Origin of the sequence: Phocaeicola sp. ICN-14070 (assembly GCF_037892625.1) — a bacterium.
Taxonomy (GTDB): domain Bacteria; phylum Bacteroidota; class Bacteroidia; order Bacteroidales; family Bacteroidaceae; genus Phocaeicola; species Phocaeicola plebeius.
The window spans coordinates 1-18,508 of record NZ_JBBKBF010000068.1 but is presented as its reverse complement, the minus strand read 5'-3'; the positions used below and the strand labels follow the sequence as shown (position 1 = coordinate 18,508).

Annotated in this window: 15 protein-coding genes and 2 tRNA genes; 14 read left to right on the top strand and 3 right to left on the bottom strand. The window is 45.4% G+C overall.

Annotated features, from left to right (window positions below):
• Positions 1–111: 111 nt before the first annotated feature.
• Positions 112–627 (top strand): UpxY family transcription antiterminator, encoded by a 516-nt coding sequence (locus tag WKT20_RS15170; RefSeq protein WP_117673756.1) that lies wholly within the window; start codon positions 112–114, stop codon positions 625–627.
• Between the two features lie 86 nt (positions 628–713).
• On the opposite strand, the gene WKT20_RS15165 is transcribed toward WKT20_RS15170, so the two are convergent.
• Positions 714–3,041 carry a transglycosylase domain-containing protein gene (locus WKT20_RS15165; protein WP_117673765.1) on the bottom strand — a complete coding sequence of 776 codons (2,328 nt, stop codon included), beginning with the start codon at positions 3,039–3,041 and terminating at the stop codon, positions 714–716.
• A gap of 193 nt (positions 3,042–3,234) precedes the next feature.
• Between WKT20_RS15165 and pyrB the strand changes: the two genes are divergently transcribed.
• From pyrB to mtgA, 7 genes are all read left to right on the top strand, one after another.
• Entirely contained in the window at positions 3,235–4,176 is a 942-nt protein-coding gene (gene pyrB, locus WKT20_RS15160) for an aspartate carbamoyltransferase (RefSeq protein WP_117701624.1), read from the top strand.
• A gap of 28 nt (positions 4,177–4,204) precedes the next feature.
• Positions 4,205–4,663: an aspartate carbamoyltransferase regulatory subunit gene (gene pyrI / locus WKT20_RS15155; RefSeq protein ID WP_007560517.1), complete on the top strand. Its 459-nt coding sequence runs from the start codon at positions 4,205–4,207 to the stop codon at positions 4,661–4,663.
• A 3-nt stretch (positions 4,664–4,666) separates the two neighbouring features.
• Positions 4,667–5,233, top strand: a complete 567-nt coding sequence (locus tag WKT20_RS15150) for a flavin reductase family protein (protein WP_117701623.1) — start codon at positions 4,667–4,669, stop codon at positions 5,231–5,233.
• Between the two features lie 7 nt (positions 5,234–5,240).
• Positions 5,241–5,978, top strand: a complete 738-nt coding sequence (locus WKT20_RS15145; RefSeq protein ID WP_118163542.1) for a porin family protein — start codon at positions 5,241–5,243, stop codon at positions 5,976–5,978.
• A 30-nt stretch (positions 5,979–6,008) separates the two neighbouring features.
• Entirely contained in the window at positions 6,009–7,289 is a 1,281-nt protein-coding gene (glyA, locus tag WKT20_RS15140) for a serine hydroxymethyltransferase (RefSeq protein WP_007560511.1), read from the top strand.
• A 24-nt stretch (positions 7,290–7,313) separates the two neighbouring features.
• Positions 7,314–8,030: an OmpA family protein gene (locus WKT20_RS15135; protein WP_007560509.1), complete on the top strand. Its 717-nt coding sequence runs from the start codon at positions 7,314–7,316 to the stop codon at positions 8,028–8,030.
• Between the two features lie 82 nt (positions 8,031–8,112).
• Entirely contained in the window at positions 8,113–8,808 is a 696-nt protein-coding gene (gene mtgA / locus WKT20_RS15130) for a monofunctional biosynthetic peptidoglycan transglycosylase (RefSeq protein ID WP_118163539.1), read from the top strand.
• Between the two features lie 11 nt (positions 8,809–8,819).
• Here mtgA and WKT20_RS15125 read toward each other — a convergent pair whose 3' ends face one another.
• Positions 8,820–9,437 (bottom strand): trimeric intracellular cation channel family protein, encoded by a 618-nt coding sequence (locus WKT20_RS15125; RefSeq protein WP_040312672.1) that lies wholly within the window; start codon positions 9,435–9,437, stop codon positions 8,820–8,822.
• A 28-nt stretch (positions 9,438–9,465) separates the two neighbouring features.
• Complete coding sequence (locus WKT20_RS15120) at positions 9,466–10,932, bottom strand: DUF3078 domain-containing protein (protein ID WP_117701620.1); 1,467 nt, start codon at positions 10,930–10,932, stop codon at positions 9,466–9,468.
• A gap of 339 nt (positions 10,933–11,271) precedes the next feature.
• On the opposite strand from WKT20_RS15120, the gene WKT20_RS15115 reads away from it, so the two are divergent.
• From WKT20_RS15115 to WKT20_RS15090, 6 genes are all read left to right on the top strand, one after another.
• Entirely contained in the window at positions 11,272–12,870 is a 1,599-nt protein-coding gene (locus tag WKT20_RS15115) for a CTP synthase (RefSeq protein WP_117701619.1), read from the top strand.
• A gap of 29 nt (positions 12,871–12,899) precedes the next feature.
• Complete coding sequence (yidC, locus tag WKT20_RS15110) at positions 12,900–14,759, top strand: membrane protein insertase YidC (RefSeq protein ID WP_117701618.1); 1,860 nt, start codon at positions 12,900–12,902, stop codon at positions 14,757–14,759.
• A 135-nt stretch (positions 14,760–14,894) separates the two neighbouring features.
• Positions 14,895–15,785, top strand: a complete 891-nt coding sequence (locus tag WKT20_RS15105) for an ion transporter (RefSeq protein WP_117701617.1) — start codon at positions 14,895–14,897, stop codon at positions 15,783–15,785.
• A gap of 23 nt (positions 15,786–15,808) precedes the next feature.
• On the top strand, positions 15,809–17,935 hold the full coding sequence (locus tag WKT20_RS15100) for a S9 family peptidase (RefSeq protein WP_181976299.1): 2,127 nt from the start codon (positions 15,809–15,811) through the stop codon (positions 17,933–17,935).
• Between the two features lie 161 nt (positions 17,936–18,096).
• Positions 18,097–18,171: transfer RNA gene (locus WKT20_RS15095), tRNA-Pro, on the top strand.
• Between the two features lie 35 nt (positions 18,172–18,206).
• Positions 18,207–18,281, top strand: a tRNA-Pro gene (locus WKT20_RS15090).
• Positions 18,282–18,508 lie beyond the last annotated feature (227 nt).

Sequence of the window (18,508 nt, the reverse complement as noted above, 5' to 3'; positions counted from 1 at the left end):
ACTGCACAGCCTGGGATGGCACCATAAAGTAGAAATAGACGAAGGTATTCACCGCTTGTATGAATGGTACCTGAAGGGTATCTGCATCAATCATCAGACAGTATAATCCGAATGGAAGAAAAAATAGAGAGACACTGGTATGCTTTCTACGTAAGAATGCATCACGAGAAAAAAACGGCAGAAAAATTAGAAATGCTCCACGTGGAGCATTTCTTACCCATACAGGAAGTGGTGCGTCAATGGAGTGACCGGAAAAAGAAAATCAAGCAAGTCGTAATTCCGATGTTGATTTTTATCTGCACGGATGAAAAAGGACGAATTGAGCTGCTTCAGAATTTTCCGTCATTAACGGGCTGCTTGATAGACCCGGCAACCCGACGACCGGCCATTATCCGGGACAAAGAGATGGAACAGTTTAAGTTCATGCTGGATTACTCCGAGGAGACTGTACGGTTCCAGAATGAGCCGCTGGCCCCAGGGGAACAGGTAGAAGTAATCAAAGGCTCTCTGAAAGGTCTTCAAGGTGAGCTGGTAGAAATAGGAGGACACTCGCAGGTGATGATACGCATTGACCATCTGGGCTATGCCATCGTGGAAATGCCAGTAGGATACGTAAAGAAAGTATAAGACTGATTTCTCAAAAGAGAAAGCGGGAATATAAAGAAAACGGCGGGAAGTTGCATGTTGGAAAAGCAACTTCCCGCCGTTCTTTGTTATTGGAAGAATACGTCATCAAGACGTGTGGTATTTTCTTCTTCTATCTCTGTCAGACGGTCTTTACAAGGATCGAAATCACCTGGAATATCGAAAGTCTCGTCTTGAGAGTAGCCTAATGTCTTGTCGGCATAGACTTTCTGCATATAGATGCCCCAGATAGGCAATGCCATAGAAGCCCCCTGGCCGTCGCGCATCGTATCGAAATGGATGTCGCGTTCTTCACCACCTACCCAGCAACCGGATACCAACGAAGGAGTGAAGCCCATAAACCATCCGTCGGAGTTACGGTTGGTAGTTCCTGTCTTACCTCCCATATCAGCCTTGATGCCATACAAGCGACGAACACGTCCACCCGTACCTTCATTAATTACGGCACGCAGCATAACGAGCATCTTATAAGAAGTAGATTCACTAATGACTTCATTCACTTGCGGCGTGAAGTTGGCTATGACGTTACCATCATTGTCTTCAATACGGGTGACAAATAGCGGAGCGGTACGGATACCTTTATTGACAAAGGCCGTGTACGCACTGACCATCTCTCCTACCGAAATTTCACATGGTCCAAGACAGAGGGAAACGGTAGGCTGTACATCCTTATTTAATACACCGAATGAGTGTATCAGGCGAACCAGGTCGTACGGGCTGAGTTTGCTCATCAGGTAGGCTGAAATCCAGTTATTGGAGTTGGCCAATCCCCATTTCAAGGTCACAATTTCTCCATAATGCGACTTGGAGCTGTTACGGGGTGACCAGGCTTTTCCGTTCTCATCGAAGAGGGTCTGCTCTACATTACGAACTTCATCACATGGCGAGAAGCCATTCTCCATGGCAAGCGCATACAAATAAGGTTTGATGGTTGAACCTACCTGACGACGACCTACCATAGCCATATCATACTGGAAGTAGTTGTAATTAGGTCCTCCCACGTATGCTTTCACATGGCCCGTAATCGGGTCCATGGACATGAAACCTGCACGCAAGAAATGTTTGTAATACTTGATGGAGTCAAGCGGAGTCATGATTGTATCTTTTTCTCCATCCCATGAGAATACGGACATTTCATATTTAGTGTTGAATGCTTTCATGATTTCAGCTTCCGAACATCCGTCAGCCTTCATGGTACGGTAACGGTCGCTCTGACGAATGGAGCGGTTCAGAATCTGTTCCACTTCCTCCGGTGTCAGCTGATTGGTATAAGGAGCTGTCTTACGCCCTCTCTTTTCCTTGAAGAAGCGAGGCTGCAGGTATTTGGCTACATGTTCATAGACAGCTTCTTCGGCATACTGCTGCATACGGGAATTGATAGTGGTATAAATCTTCAATCCATCTACATACAGATTGTAGTTGGTACCGTCTTTCTTTTTATTCTTCGCACACCAGCCATACAACGGGTTGGTTTCCCAAGCCAAAGAATCTTCATAATATTTCTGCATCTGCCAGCCACGGTAATCGCTCCGGTCCGGTTTACGAGCGGTCATTACGCCACGCAGGTATTCACGGAAATAGGTAGCCAATCCGTCTTTATGGTCGACAGGCTGAAATTTCAGCACCAACGGAAGTGCCTGCAAAGAATCACATTCTTCCTGAGTAAGGAAGCCTGCCTTACGCATCTGGTCGAGCACGGTATTACGACGTCCGCGAGAACGTTCATTAAAACGACGAGGGTTATAGAGAGAAGGGTTCTTACACATACCTATCAAGGTAGCGGCTTCTTCTATTTTCAAGTTCTTCGGATCTTTGGCAAAATACGTCTTAGCCGCTGTCTTAATACCTACGGCATTGTTCAGGAAGTCGAACTTATTAAGATACATGGTAAGAATTTCTTCCTTTGTATAATAGCGTTCCAGTTTTACCGCAATCACCCACTCGATAGGTTTCTGCAACAGACGCTCCATTACATTGTCGGCTGTCGGTGAATAGAACTGCTTAGCCAACTGCTGGGTAATGGTACTACCTCCACCGGCATGTTTCTGCATGAAGATTCCACGCTTGATAACCGCACGCATGAAAGCACGGGCGTCGATACCGGAATGGTCTTCAAAACGCACATCTTCAGTGGCCACCAAGGCATGTACCAGATGGGGAGAAAGGTCTTCATAGCCCACATACACGCGGTTTTCCTTACTAAGCGACCAGGTTCCCAACAGCTTTCCGTCTTCAGAAATGACCTGAGTAGCAAACTTCAGATTCGGGTTTTCCAGCTCTTCTACCGGGGGAACATAACCTATTTTACCTTTTGCAATGGCCGTAAAAACGATGGCAACTGCGGCAATGCAGATGAACACAAAACCCCACATTGCATATATAAATATCTTTCTCATACTTTTATTATATTCATTAATTAGACTTTTAAGCCGCAAATTTACGGAAAATCTTTGTAACAAAGACTTATTTTCCGCAATATCCTCTTAAATGCGAAAACGTAGTCCGAAATATCCTAAAAACGGTGGGATTTCTATTTTTTTTACCTACCTTTGAACTCCGGTATTATAAAAGTAATCAAAAACAGCTAACATGGAAAATAGAAGTTTAGTTACTATCGCCGAACATTCCAAAGAGAAAATCATGTATCTTCTGGAAATGGCAAGAGAGTTTGAAAAGAAACCTAACCGCCGCCTGCTGGCAGAAAAAGTAGTTGCCACTCTGTTCTTTGAACCATCTACCCGTACCCGTCTGAGCTTTGAAACGGCAGCCAACCGTCTGGGAGCAAGAGTCATCGGATTTACCGATCCGAAGGTGACCAGTTCTTCTAAAGGAGAAACGCTGAAGGATACCATCATGATGGTGAGCAACTATGCAGACATCATCGTAATGAGACATTATCTGGAAGGTGCTGCACGTTACGCCAGTGAAGTGGCTCCGGTGCCCATCGTAAATGCCGGAGATGGTGCAAACCAGCATCCTTCACAAACAATGCTGGATTTATACTCCATCTATAAGACTCAAGGTACACTGGAAAATCTGAATATTTATCTGGTAGGTGACTTGAAATACGGAAGAACGGTTCACTCGCTGCTGATGGCTATGCGACACTTCAATCCTACTTTCCATTTCATAGCTCCGGACGAACTGAAAATGCCGGACGAATACAAGCTGTATTGCCAGGAACATCACATCAAATACGTAGAACACACTGATTTCACGGAAGAAACTATTGCAGATGCCGACATTCTGTATATGACCCGTGTACAACGGGAGCGTTTCACCGACCTCATGGAGTATGAAAGAGTAAAGGATGTATATATCCTGAATAACAAGATGCTGGAACATACACGTCCGAATCTGAAAATCCTCCACCCGCTTCCTCGTGTGAACGAGATTACTTACGACGTGGACGACAATCCAAAGGCTTACTATTTCCAACAGGCCAAAAACGGTCTTTATGCCCGTCAGGCTATCCTTTGCGACGTACTGGGAATTACGATCGATGAGGTAAAAGCTGATACTGAAAAATAATCCGGAAAACTATTCAATTCAAGTAACTATGAGTGAAAAGAAAGAATTACAGGTGGCTGCGCTGAAAAACGGAACAGTCATTGACCATATACCATCCAATAAATTGTTTACTGTTGTATCTTTACTCGGTCTGCAAGATGAAGATGCCAACATCACAATAGGCAACAATTTTGAAAGCAAGAAACTGGGCAAAAAGGGAATCATCAAGATTGCCGACCGCTTCTTTACGGAAGAAGAAATCAGCCGCTTATCTGTGGTAGCTTCCAAAATCAAACTAAACATCATCCGCGACTATGAAGTCGTAGAAAAGAAAGAGGTAGAAATGCCCGATGAACTGAAAGGTATCGTGAAATGCAACAACCCGAAATGTATCAGCAACAACGAGCCGATGCTGACCTGGTTCCATGTCATCGACAAGGAGAAAGGTCTCCTGAAATGCCACTATTGCGAAAAGGAACAGCAGAAGGACAACATCAAACTTCTGTAAACCATGAAGCAGGACTGGAAACCAGGAACTATGATTTATCCTCTTCCGGCTGCTCTGGTTACATGCGGCAGTTGTGAAGAAGAATATAACATTATTACCGTAGCGTGGGTAGGTACAATTTGTACCAATCCACCTATGTGTTATATTTCTGTCAGACCGGAACGCCACTCCTATCCCATTCTAAAAAAGAATATGGAATTTGTCATCAACCTGACCACCAAAGACATGGCTTTTGCCACAGACTGGTGCGGAGTTCGTTCAGGAAAAGATTACAACAAGTTTCAGGAAATGAAACTGACACCGGGAAAGGCCTCTATGGTACAGGCTCCTATCATTGAAGAATCTCCTCTCTGCATTGAATGTCGGGTAAAGGAAATCATGGCGTTAGGTTCGCATCACATGTTTATTGCCGATGTGGTCAATGTGAAAGCTGACGACAAATACCTGAATTCAGAAACAGGTAAATTCGAACTGGCACAATCAAACTTGCTGGTTTATGCGCATGGAGGATATTATGAATTGGGAGAAAAAGTAGGCAAGTTCGGATGGTCTGTAGAGAAAAAGAAATAACTGAATTATGATAAAAGAAGCCCTATTTACCCTCATTGGAAGCGGTGTGCTGGCAGTTTGCAAATTGCAGGCACAAGCCGTAACCACACCTATGGTTACGCTGAAACAGCCCCGTTTCAATATAGGAGTAAAAGCAGGCTTCAATTCTTCCATGTTCTTTACGGATGAGATTTCAATTAACGGCAAAGAACTGGAGCTCGCCCAAAATAACTATAAAGTAGGTTATTTTGCGGCAGTGTTCTGTCGGTTCAACATGAAAAAGCATCATTTCATCCAGCCGGAGTTCTCCTGCAACATCACACAAGGAAGTGTCTCTATCCCCAGCACATTGGCCAACTCGGAAATCCTAAAAGAAAACGCCTTGATTAAAAGAAGAATGACCACGCTTGACCTTCCCATTCTTTACGGATATAAGTTTATAGACGTACATCCGTACGGAATGGCTTTCTTCGTTGGTCCCAAGGTAACATGGATATGGAAGAAACACAGTTCTACCGAATTCTCAGGATTTCATCAACAAGGTATAAAGGAAGAGCAGTATCCATTCCAGTACAGCGGAGTAGTAGGACTGGCTGTAAATGTATCCAATATTTTCTTTGATTTCCGATACGAAGTGGGACTTCATAATACCATTCGCTCCATCACTTATGACACGAATCAGACCGAAGTTCCATATAATGAAGGAAAGATTAAGCTGGAGCAACGGAAAAATATCCTAAGCTTCTCAGTTGGAGTTATTTTCTAACAGGAATTTTCACTTTAAAACAACTATATCATGAAACGAGACGATTCTATTTTTAGCATCATTGAGAAAGAACACCAGAGACAATTGAAAGGTATTGAACTGATTGCCTCAGAGAATTTCGTAAGTGAACAAGTTATGCAAGCCATGGGCTCTTGCCTGACCAACAAATACGCAGAAGGATATCCAGGGAAAAGATATTACGGAGGATGTGAAGTAGTAGACCAAAGTGAACAGCTGGCCATCGACCGTATCAAACAGATTTTCGGTGCTGAATGGGCAAACGTACAGCCTCACTCAGGTGCACAGGCTAATGCTGCAGTATTTCTGGCGGTATTGAATCCAGGCGACAAGTTCATGGGCTTGAATCTGGCACACGGTGGACATCTGTCTCATGGCTCCGCTGTGAATACTTCAGGTATTCTATACACTCCATGCGAATATAACCTGAACAAGGAAACAGGTCGCGTAGATTATGACCAGATGGAAGAAATAGCTTTGAGAGAGCACCCGAAATTGATTGTGGGTGGAGGCTCAGCTTATTCACGTGAATGGGATTACAAACGTATGCGTGAAATTGCCGACAAGGTAGGTGCCATCCTGATGATTGACATGGCACATCCGGCCGGACTGATTGCTGCAGGTTTGCTTGACAATCCGGTAAAATACGCACACATTGTAACATCTACCACTCACAAGACATTACGTGGCCCACGCGGAGGTATCATCTTAATGGGAAAAGACTTCCCTAACCCATGGGGAAAGAAAACTCCGAAGGGTGAAATCAAGATGATGTCACAGTTACTGGATTCAGCTGTATTCCCGGGCATTCAAGGTGGTCCGCTGGAACATGTCATTGCAGCTAAAGCTGTAGCATTCTACGAATGTATGCAGCCAGAATATAAAGAATACCAAATTCAGGTACAGAAGAACGCACGTGTATTGGCTCAGGCCCTAATGGACCGTGGATTTACCATTGTATCAGGAGGAACTGATAATCATTCCATGCTGGTAGACCTGCGCACCAAATATCCGGATCTGACAGGAAAAGTAGCTGAAAAAGCACTGGTAGCAGCAGACATCACAGTAAACAAAAATATGGTACCGTTTGACACACGTTCTGCATTCCAGACATCGGGTATCCGCCTAGGAACTCCAGCTATTACTACCCGTGGAGCCAAAGAAGAATTAATGTACGAAATTGCAGAAATGATTGAAACTGTGCTGTCAAATGTAGATAATGAAGAGGTAATTGCTTCTGTACGCCATCGGGTAAATGAAACGATGAAAAACTATCCTATATTTGCATATTAACTAAACGATTAAAAACGAAACAAAATGAAAAAAATGAATTCAATGGCTATTTTACTGAGCGCATGCTTGGTATTTAGCGGATGCGGAATGACAAATACAGCCAAAGGCGGAATGATTGGCGGTGGAAGTGGTGCTGCTTTAGGAGCAATAATCGGAGGTGTCGTTGGCCACGGAAAAGGAGCTGCCATCGGAGCTGCGGTAGGTGCAGCTGTGGGTACAGGTGCTGGCGTATTGATTGGTAAGAAAATGGATAAAGCTGCTGCACAGGCTGAACAGATTGAAGGTGCCCAGGTAGAACAGGTAACCGACAACAACGGCTTGCAGGCTGTAAAAGTAACTTTCGACTCTGGTATCCTGTTTAATACCAGCAGTGCTACGTTGAGTTCTTCTGCGAAATCTGCACTAAGTAAATTTGCCAATAACGTGCTGAACCAGAACAAAGATATGGACGTAGCCATCTACGGATATACTGATAATACCGGCTGGAAAAACAGTACAGCAGAACAAAGCCGTCAGAAGAATCTGGACCTTTCACAAGAACGCGCCCAAAGTGTATCAAGCTATCTGCTGGCTTGTGGTGCTTCTTCCAGCCAGATTAAGTCTGTAACAGGTATGGGTGAAGAAAATCCCGTAGCAGACAACTCTACTGCTGCCGGACGTCAGGAAAACCGCCGAGTAGAAGTATATATGTATGCCAGCCAGCAAATGATTCAGCAAGCTGAAGCTGGAACTTTACAATAAATTACAAATTTCATAGTAACAAACATTCATTATGCCGGGTCTTTCAGACTCGGCATAATTTTCATCCCAACACCCGGCACTAATGAACAGCAAACGAATTCTAAGATACCTACGTAATCTGATTATCTTTTTCTTTGCATCGACCATCCTTTCCGTCATTGCGTTAAGATTTATCCCAGTCTATATCACTCCCCTGATGGTGATAAGAAGTGTTGAACAACTGGTAAAAGGCGAGGAACTGATCATGAAGCACAAATGGGTACCAGAAGAAAAAATATCACGTCATCTTCCGATGGCAGTCATAGCCTCTGAAGACAACCGCTTTGCCAGCCACAACGGATTCGACTTTAAAGAAATCAGCAAGGCTATTGAAGAAAACAAAAAGCGCAAAAAAGCCAGAGGCGCAAGTACCATCAGTCAGCAGACAGCCAAGAACGTATTTTTATGGCCCTCTTCTTCCTGGATCAGAAAAGGCTTCGAAGTGTATTTCACGGTATTGATAGAACTGATGTGGGATAAAGAAAGAATCATGGAAGTTTATCTGAACTCCATCGAAATGGGAGATGGTATATATGGAGCAGAAGCCGTGGCGAAAGCTCACTTTCACACCACGGCCTCTCAACTTACCCGCAAACAATGTGCGCTTATTGCAGCCAGTCTCCCGAATCCAAGAAAATATAATTCCGGGAAACCAAGTCCTTACATGTACAAACGCCAGCGGAAAATTATGTATCTGATGAAATGCGTTCCTACTTTTCCGGAAAAGTCCAAGAAATAAAGGAACCGGGGTCAAGGCTCCGGATCTCCTTTCAAAATCGGAAGAGTAATTTTATATTTGACTGCCAGAATACGGGCTACAAACACTGTGATTCCTCCAATAATCTGTGCAAGCACAGATTCCATATCCAGCATCAGACAAATCCAGTAAACCAGTCCACCAATCACACAGGCCATAGCATAAATCTCTTTACGGAATATCAGCGGAATTTCGTTAATAAATATATCACGCAATACCCCTCCTGCTGCACCGGTAATACTTCCCATAATAATAGCAATCCAGAACGGATACCCTAATGTATACGCCTTACTAAATCCGACGATTGTAAACAGCGCCAAACCAATGGTGTCAAAAATAAAGAACGTATTGTTCAGTCGGATGACATATTTCCCGAACAAAATAACGAAAAACATGGCAAAGGCCGTACAAATCAGGTACATCGGGTCTGTCATCCAGGCTGGAGTTACATCCAGCAGCAAGTCACGAATCGTTCCTCCCCCAATAGCAGTAGCCAATCCAACCACATAGGCACCAAACCAGTCAAACCGCTTGGCAGAGGCAAGCCGTATACCACTAATGGCAAAAGCGAAAGTCCCCACAAAATCCAGTATCGTTACAAACGAAGGCATCTGAAAAAAAACGTCCATAGCAAATATTTTACCAAGTATAACTTAAACCAAAACTAAGCAGTTCCTGTAACTGAAAATAGCTTTTATCTTCTTCACGAGTCACCCCATCGTCAAATCGGCCATGGACAAACAATTTCGTCGAAAGATATTTATTGATTGTGAAAGTGAACGTATTTTCCCATTCACCCAACACTTTCTCATAGTTGGTAGTATAAGAAAGACGAGACTCCCACATCAAAATTGAAAACATTTTCCATTTCAATGTGGACTCCAAACGAGAACCCCATACGCTTTCTCGTTTATGACCTGCTTCAATGTTAAACTTCGTCGGATCTACCCTGTCACTGGCCACACTATACAAAGTGTAGTTTATCGGGTTCACCAGCACAGACAAGTTGCAAACTCCATCCTTCACGAACTTGTAGTCCATACCGAGACCGACGTTCAGTTCAGCCGGCGAAAAGAAAGCAGAAACCAGGTTGTCAGAGTTAGTCTCATAGTTTGAGAAGAACTGCGTCTTAAATTCTGCCGACAATGTATAGTACCATGTACTGAATGCCTTATAACCCAGTTTAGAGCTCAAACGAAGAAGGTCATTATTAGCTTTGTAACTATGCACTGTATCTGAAGGAGCTGTAATAAAGCCTAATTTCCACTCAATCTTATTTTCAAACTGAACACGTTGTCTGTCATCATAGTTAGCTTGCCAGGTAAATCCGGAGAGTAATGATTTTGTACTTTCACCACCCTTATACCAGTTTTTGGAAATATAGTTTTGCGAGAACTGCAGATAACCGTTTCCACCAAAGGTCCAGAAATTAGGTTTGATAACCAGCAAGTCTTTTTCTGTCACCCGATTAGGAAGTTCATCATTCTGCATCATATCGAGCAAATTCTCTGTCCGCGGCTGATCCACAATCACTTCACCATATATTGGTTTTAACCCTTTTAAATTTTCCTCATTTTGTTTCACCAAGTTCGGATAAGACAAGTAAAAAGAAAGCAACTGTCGGTTTACAGCCTTATCTACCTGAACAGAATGGCGCAAATCGGCTACCTGAGGCAACTGTTTTTCCAGTACATTCTCTTTTATAAAAGGTATCTGAGGCTTCCAATCAGAAATACTGAAAGCCTGCTCAATCGGTGCCTCATAATAAGTGGCCGGCATCGACAATTTATAATAATCCGGATTAGGACGAATACCTGTAATCAACAAGTAAATATCGTCCCAGCGCTCCAGCTGGGCATTATAATCCTGACGGAAATTCTGCAACATCCGCCAGAAATTTCGTACTTCCAAAGGAGGTAATTCCACCTTCTTTTTCACTACCGGAACTACTTTTTTTTCTAAGGGCGTCCGCAAACTATCCATAGAAGCGGTCACACTCAAAGAATCTACCTCATTTTTTACAGAATCCGAAGAAACCTCAATATTTTGTGCAGCCAACCCACCGCACATTGTTAATAATACCACAAAAAGACCCGTCTTTTTCATTATTCGTCATTCTTAAAATCTTGTGCAAAAGTACGATTTATTTCCCAAAGAAGTTTGCTTTCGTACCTACTAATTACACAATAAACTATTTTCTATCCTCCATTGTTTAAAATTTTACTTGTACATCTACCGGAAAACTTAAGGATATTTGAAGTTAAACACGGTTTTACTCTTCTTACTTTTGTGGGTTCAGCTTTTTTTTATAATTTTGCAAACTTGAAGAAGTAGTTCTTTCATGTGGGAAAAATATCGTTTCCCGCTTTCCTGTAGTTACTTTTTTAAGAGAAAAGAAAGTAGACTACATTAAACTGTTGAATTTAATTTTTAAATATTCATATTGTGGCAGAAACAAAGTATATTTTCGTAACAGGTGGTGTAGCCTCTTCATTAGGAAAAGGAATCATCTCATCATCTATCGGTAAGTTGCTGCAGGCCAGAGGCTACAGCGTAACCATCCAGAAGTTCGACCCGTATATCAACATCGACCCGGGAACCCTGAATCCCTATGAACACGGAGAATGCTACGTAACCGTAGACGGACATGAAGCCGACCTTGACTTAGGACACTACGAACGCTTCTTAGGCATCCAAACTACCAAAGCCAACAACATCACTACCGGACGTATCTACAAGAGTGTAATCGACAAGGAACGTCGTGGTGACTATCTTGGCAAGACTATCCAGATTATCCCTCACATCACTGACGAAATTAAACGCAATGTCAAATTGCTGGGCAACAAATACAAATTCGATTTCGTCATTACTGAAATCGGAGGAACTGTGGGCGATATCGAATCACTTCCTTATCTGGAAAGTATCCGCCAGCTGAAATGGGAATTAGGGAAGAACGCTTTGTGCGTACACTTGACTTATGTACCTTATTTGGCTGCTGCCGGTGAATTGAAAACCAAACCGACACAGCACTCTGTTAAAGAACTGCAGTCTGTAGGTATCCAGCCGGATATTCTGGTGCTTCGTACAGAACACGAGCTCAGCATGGGACTGAGAAAGAAAGTTGCTTTGTTCTGTAACGTAGACGACAACGCCGTTATCCAGTCAATGGACATGCCGACCATCTACGAAGTACCTTTGTGTATGCAGGAACAGAAACTGGATGTAACTATCCTTGAAAAGATGGGACTTCCGGTAGGCGAAACTCCTACCCTCGGCCCGTGGAGAGACTTCCTGAACCGTCGTCACAATGCGACAGAGAAGGTAAGAATCGGACTGGTAGGAAAATACGATTTGCAGGATGCCTACAAATCAATCTTGGAAGCCCTTTCACAAGCAGCAACTTATAATGACCGCAAGGCCGACATTCACTTTATCAATAGTGAGAACCTAACCGACGACAACATTGAAGAGCACCTGAAAGACATGGACGGTGTCATCATCTGCCCGGGATTCGGACAGCGTGGTATCGAAGGTAAGTTCGTAGCTATCAAGTACTGCCGTACACACAACGTACCGACATTCGGTATCTGTCTGGGTATGCAGTGCATTGCCATCGAATTCGCACGAAACGTACTGGGATATGCCGATGCCAACAGCCGTGAAATGGACGAAAAGACTCCGCACAATGTAATCGACATCATGGAGGAACAGAAATCCATCACCAACATGGGCGGTACCATGCGTCTGGGAGCTTACGAGTGTGTTATCGACCCGAACTCCAAGACTTATGAGGCTTACCAGAGTGAACATATCCAGGAACGTCACCGCCACCGCTACGAATTCAACAACAGCTACAAGGAAGAATTCGAAAAGGCGGGCATGAAGTGTGTAGGTATCAATCCGGAATCCGACCTGGTGGAAATCGTGGAAATCCCGACCCTGAAATGGTTCATCGGTACACAGTTCCATCCGGAATACAGCAGTACGGTACTGAAACCACATCCGCTGTTCCTGTCGTTCATCAAGGCAGCTATCAGCAAATAAACCAAACATAACATTGTAAAAAAATAGAAATGGACAAAAACACGTTAGTGGGCTTTATCCTGATTGGAGCGGTCATCGTGGGATTCGGTATCTACAACCGTCCCAGCCAGGAAGAAAGAGCACGCGCACAGCACTATCAGGACTCTATCCAACAGGTTATCAAGCAACAAGAAGAAGCTCAGGAAAAGCAGGCTGCTACAGCCATTGAAGCGGCACGCCCTGACAGCACTTCCCTCTTCTTCCAGGCCGCACAGGATACGGAACAGTTTACCGTACTGGAGAACGAGTTGGTTCAGCTGACTTTCTCCAACAAAGGCGGACGAGTAAGCAAGGCCCTGCTGAAAGAGTATAAAGACCAGAAGAAGCAGCCTCTCGTTCTGTTCGACGGCGAAGATGCTTCCATGAATTTCGGTTTTGAAGGAAAGAACGAGAACATCCTCAGCCAGCAGATGTATTTCGAGGCGACCAATGTGACCGATTCTACCGTGACCATGCGACTGAACGCAGCCAACGGCGGACATCTGGACTTCAACTACCGACTGCTGCCCAACTCCTATATGGTAGACCTTACCGTTCAGGCCAGCGGCATGCAGAATTTCTTCTCTCCTTCTACCAAGAGCATGAACATCGAATGGAAACAGCGTGCCCGCCAGATGGAGAAAGGTTACAACTTCGAACAGCGTTACACGTCATTGACCTACAAACCGGTGGACGACAGTTTCGATTACTTGAGCGAAACAAAGGATGAAAAAGAAACCATTCCTGAATCACTCGACTGGGTAGCTTTCAAGAATCAATATTTCTCCTGTGTGTTCATGGCAGAGCAGAACTTTGACAATGCCACACTCGAATCAAAAATGGAACAGCAGGGAAGCGGCTACATGAAGAACTATGCAGCCGACATGAAGACAGCTTTCGACCCGACAGGTGCCAAAGCTTCGCACATGCAGTTCTACTTTGGTCCGAACCACTTCAAGACACTACTGGCCAGCAATGACTTGAGCTTTAAAGATAAAGATCAGGAACTGGAAGATCTGGTTTACCTGGGATGGCCGATTATCCGCCTGATTAACCGCTGGTTCACCATCAACCTGTTCGACTGGTTGTCAGGCTGGGGACTGAGCATGGGTATGGTCATCTTGCTTATGACTATCATCGTCAAGGTACTGGTACTCCCTACCACCTGGAAGTCTTTCATATCATCTGCCAAGATGCGTGCCTTGAAGCCGTATGTAGATAAGATTAATGCCAAATATCCGAAGCAGGAAGATGCCTTGAAGAAACAGCAGGAAACCATGGCCCTCTATCGCCAGTACAATGTCAGTCCGATGGGCGGCTGTCTGCCGATGTTGTTGCAGACTCCGGTCTTCATGGCCCTCTTCTTCTTTGTGCCGAACGCTATCGAGTTGCGTCAGCAGGGATTCTTGTGGGCTGATGACCTTTCGGCTTACGACGACCTGATTAGCTGGAGCTACCACATCCCGTTGTTAGGCAACCACCTGAGTCTGTTCTGTCTGCTGTTCAGCATCACTACGGTGCTCAACCAGATCATCATGATGAAACAGCAGGATATGGGCAACAATCCGCAGATGGCTGCCATGAAATGGATGATGTACATCATGCCTGTGATGTTCTTCTTCATCTTCAATGACTACGCATCCGGATTGAGCTACTACTACTTCATCTCCGGTCTGATTGGTATCATTACCATGTGGATTATGCGCCGCATGACCGATGAAAAGAAACTGCTCGCCCAGCTGGAAGCCAACAAGAAGGAACCTTCACAGCAAAAGGCAAGCGGACTGATGGCCAAACTGGAAGCCCTGCAGAAAGAACAGGAACGTCTCCAGAAAGAACGTCAGGAACGCATGGGAGGTAAGAAAAAATAAAAAGATTATCTCACTTAACACAGCAGCGCGCCCCTCAATGGCATACAGACAAGCCATCGAGGGGCGCCTCTTTTTTCTGCTACATTCCTCTTTTTCCATTTATTGTCTTACCTTTGCAGAAACAAAGGTAAAGCCATGAACTACTTTTCAAAACTCTATACCCGATGGCAGCATTTCCTGCACAATGAAACATTGAAGCAGAAAGTATATTCCATCGTTTTCGAATCAGACACACCAAAAGGAAGACTGTTCGACATCATATTAATCAGTAGCATCATTGTCAGTGTGCTGATGGTCATATTGGAAAGCATGCACCTGTTTTCTCCCACGGCTTACTGGGTATTACGATTATTAGAGTATCTTCTTACTCTCTTCTTTACCATAGAATACCTGGCCCGTATTTACTGCCTGACAAATCCCCGGAAATACATATTCAGCTTCTTCGGGCTGGTCGACCTGCTGGCTACCCTGCCGGTTTACCTGAGCTTCTTCCTGAAGGGAGCACACTACCTGCTAGTCATCCGGGCCTTCCGGCTCATCCGGATATTCCGCATCTTCAAACTGTTCTCTTTCATCAGTGAAGGCAATCTGCTACTGCGCTCCCTACGCATCAGCGCACCGAAAATATCCGTATTTTTCTTTTTTGTCCTCATCCTGGTTACCTCCATGGGAACAGTCATGTACATGATTGAGGGCGACGTACCCGGGTCTGAATTCAACAATATCCCCAACAGCATCTACTGGGCCATTGTTACCATGACCACCGTAGGTTATGGCGACATCACTCCCGTTACTCCGGCAGGACGATTTCTGTCGGCCATCATCATGCTCACCGGTTACACCATCATTGCCGTACCTACAGGAATCGTATCGGCGGCCATGGTAAGCCAGCAGAAAAAGCAGGCAGAACGCCAGTGCCCGCATTGCCACCAGACAGGTCACGATGCAGAAGCCGTCTATTGCAAATACTACGGAAAGGAACTCGAGAGTGACTCAAAAAGAAAAATCCACAACGAAGAATTTTAATCATCAAACCATCAAATAAACACATGAAAAAAACAGATTTTATGACTATGACAGCAGCCATGATGCTCGCCACATCGTCCTGTGTAGGTCCTGAAAAAGCCGCACAGGCAGATGGCCCCATCATCGGCAAGCAGGAGGTTACGGTAAAAGACGGCCGTATGACCCCTGAAACACTCTGGGCCATGGGGCGCATCGGAAGTTCCTGTGTATCGCCCGATGGCAAACGCATTGCCTACACGGTGTCTTACTACAGCGTGAAAGAAAACAAGAGCCATCTGGTAATCTACGTAATGAATGCCGACGGCTCAGGCAACCAGCTGCTCACTACTACAGCTGCCAGCGAAGGAGAACCTGCATGGATCAAGAACGGCAGCAAACTTGCTTTCCTGGCACCGGATGCCGATGGCAACAGCCAGATTTGGGAAATGAATCCCGACGGCAGCGAACGCGTACAGCTTTCTTCATTTGCCGGAGGAATTGACGGATTCAAGTTCTCACCCGACGAGAGCAAGGTGCTCTTCATCTCACAGGTGAAATACGGCGAACGCACCGTCGACAAATATCCTGACCTGGACAAGGCCAGCGGAATGGTGATAGACGACCTGATGTACAAGCACTGGGATGAGTGGGTACAGACCGTACCGCATCCGTTCGTGGCTCCGTTTGCCGGAAACAAGGTAGGCGAAGCGACCGACATCCTGGCTGGCGAACCCTACGAATCTCCGATGAAGCCTTTCGGTGGCATCGAACAGCTTACGTGGAGTCCTGACTCCAAATCCATCGCATATACCTGCCGCAAGAAAACTGGACTGGAATACGCCATCTCTACCGATTCGGACATTTACCTGTATAATCTGGAAACCAAGCAGACCCGCAACCTCTGCAAGGAAGACGCTACCGACAAGAACATGGGTTACGACACGAACCCGCAGTTCTCCCCCGACGGCGGATTCATTGCCTGGCAAAGCATGGAGCGCGACGGATACGAAAGCGACCGCAACCGCCTTTGCGTAATGGATTTGAAGAACGACAAGAAGACTTACGTTACAGAAGCCTTCCAGTCGGGTGTAGACAGCTACTGCTGGGCTCCGGATAACCAGACTCTCTATTTCACCGGCGTATGGCATGCCACCAGCATGATTCACCGCACGAACCTGAAGGGAGAAGTGGAACAGCTTACAGAAGGCATGTACGACTATGCTTCTGTAGAAATGCTGGGCGACGGACAACTTCTCACCAAGCGTCACTCTATCAGCGAAGCCGACGAGCTGTTCACCGTCAACCTGAACAAGGCCAATGAGGTAACCCGCATCACGCAGGAAAACGACCACATCTTCAAGCAGCTGAAGTTAGGTAAAGTAGAAGCCCGCTGGACAAAGACTGTCGACGGTAAAGACATGCTCTCGTGGGTAATCTATCCGGTAGACTTCAACCCGAACAAGAAATACCCTACCCTGCTGTTCTGTGAAGGCGGTCCGCAGAGCCCCGTCAGCCAGTTCTGGAGCTACCGCTGGAACTTCCAGATTATGGCTGCCAACGATTACATCATCATTGCCCCCAACCGTCGCGGTTTGCCGGGATTCGGCATGGAATGGCTGGAAGAAATCAGCACCAACTACGGCGGACACTGCATGGACGACTACCTGACCGCCATCGACGACATCGCCAAGGAACCGTACGTAGATAAAGACCGCTTGGGCTGTGTAGGTGCCAGCTTCGGAGGATATTCTGTATACTGGCTGGCCGGACACCACAACAAGCGTTTCAAGGCCTTCATCGCACACGACGGATTCTTCAACATGGAACAGCAGTATCTCGAAACCGAAGAACTCTGGTTCACCAACTGGGATTTGGGTGGCCCGTACTGGGACAAGAACAACCCAGCTGTAAAGCGCAGCTATGCCAACTCTCCTCACCTGTTTGTCGACAAATGGGATACGCCTATCCTCTGCATCCACGGCGAGAAAGACTACCGCATCTTGGCTTCGCAGGGTATGGCCGCATTCAACGCTGCCAAACTGAGAGGTATTCCTGCCGAACTGCTGATTTTCCCGGACGAAAACCACTGGGTATTGAAACCGCAGAACGGTATTTTGTGGCAACGCACTTTCTTCAACTGGCTTGATCGCTGGCTGAAACCACAGAAATAAGTCACGCATATCCGGATGCCCTAAAAAAAAGATTTTTTCTATTCCATTGAATTTCAAACGATTTTAAAAATATCCGAAAAATTCCTGCAAAAAAAGAGCATCCGGATTTGCATATTAAAATAAAAAGCCATACCTTTGCATCGCTTTTGAGAAAGACACTTCGGGGTGTAGCGCAGTCCGGTTAGCGCACCTGCTTTGGGAGCAGGGGGTCGTGGGTTCGAATCCCGCTACCCCGACAGAAGTCAAAAAGAGTAAAAGTTATTACATTGTTCGGGGTGTAGCGCAGTCCGGTTAGCGCACCTGCTTTGGGAGCAGGGGGTCGTGGGTTCGAATCCCGCTACCCCGACAAAAAGAAAGGCAACTTATCCAGTACGATGAGTTGCCTTTCTTTTTATATTCATTTCTCCTCAAAAAGAGTCCTTTCAAGCGACCTTCAAAAACGCCTAAGCGTTTGCTTTCAAACGCAAGTACATTTAAAGTGAAACGCCCTTGCGTTTCACCTAAAACGTAAGGGCGTTTCACTCTAAACTCTTCGGCGTTTTCATGGCTCAGTAGATTTTTAGTGGGGATAGC

Bases quoted from the DNA above. Each gene is read 5' to 3' on its own strand.
- glyA (WP_007560511.1), top strand. From the start codon at position 6,009: ATGAAACGAGACGATTCTATTTTTAGCATCATTGAGAAAGAACACCAG.
- yidC (WP_117701618.1), top strand. From the start codon at position 12,900: ATGGACAAAAACACGTTAGTGGGCTTTATCCTGATTGGAGCGGTCATC.
- WKT20_RS15165 (WP_117673765.1), bottom strand. From the start codon at position 3,041: ATGAGAAAGATATTTATATATGCAATGTGGGGTTTTGTGTTCATCTGC.
- WKT20_RS15105 (WP_117701617.1), top strand. From the start codon at position 14,895: ATGAACTACTTTTCAAAACTCTATACCCGATGGCAGCATTTCCTGCAC.
- WKT20_RS15120 (WP_117701620.1), bottom strand. From the start codon at position 10,932: ATGAAAAAGACGGGTCTTTTTGTGGTATTATTAACAATGTGCGGTGGG.
- WKT20_RS15135 (WP_007560509.1), top strand. From the start codon at position 7,314: ATGAAAAAAATGAATTCAATGGCTATTTTACTGAGCGCATGCTTGGTA.
- pyrI (WP_007560517.1), top strand. From the start codon at position 4,205: ATGAGTGAAAAGAAAGAATTACAGGTGGCTGCGCTGAAAAACGGAACA.
- WKT20_RS15150 (WP_117701623.1), top strand. From the start codon at position 4,667: ATGAAGCAGGACTGGAAACCAGGAACTATGATTTATCCTCTTCCGGCT.
- WKT20_RS15145 (WP_118163542.1), top strand. From the start codon at position 5,241: ATGATAAAAGAAGCCCTATTTACCCTCATTGGAAGCGGTGTGCTGGCA.
- WKT20_RS15170 (WP_117673756.1), top strand. From the start codon at position 112: ATGGAAGAAAAAATAGAGAGACACTGGTATGCTTTCTACGTAAGAATG.
- WKT20_RS15100 (WP_181976299.1), top strand. From the start codon at position 15,809: ATGAAAAAAACAGATTTTATGACTATGACAGCAGCCATGATGCTCGCC.
- WKT20_RS15125 (WP_040312672.1), bottom strand. From the start codon at position 9,437: ATGCCTTCGTTTGTAACGATACTGGATTTTGTGGGGACTTTCGCTTTT.
- mtgA (WP_118163539.1), top strand. From the start codon at position 8,113: ATGAACAGCAAACGAATTCTAAGATACCTACGTAATCTGATTATCTTT.
- pyrB (WP_117701624.1), top strand. From the start codon at position 3,235: ATGGAAAATAGAAGTTTAGTTACTATCGCCGAACATTCCAAAGAGAAA.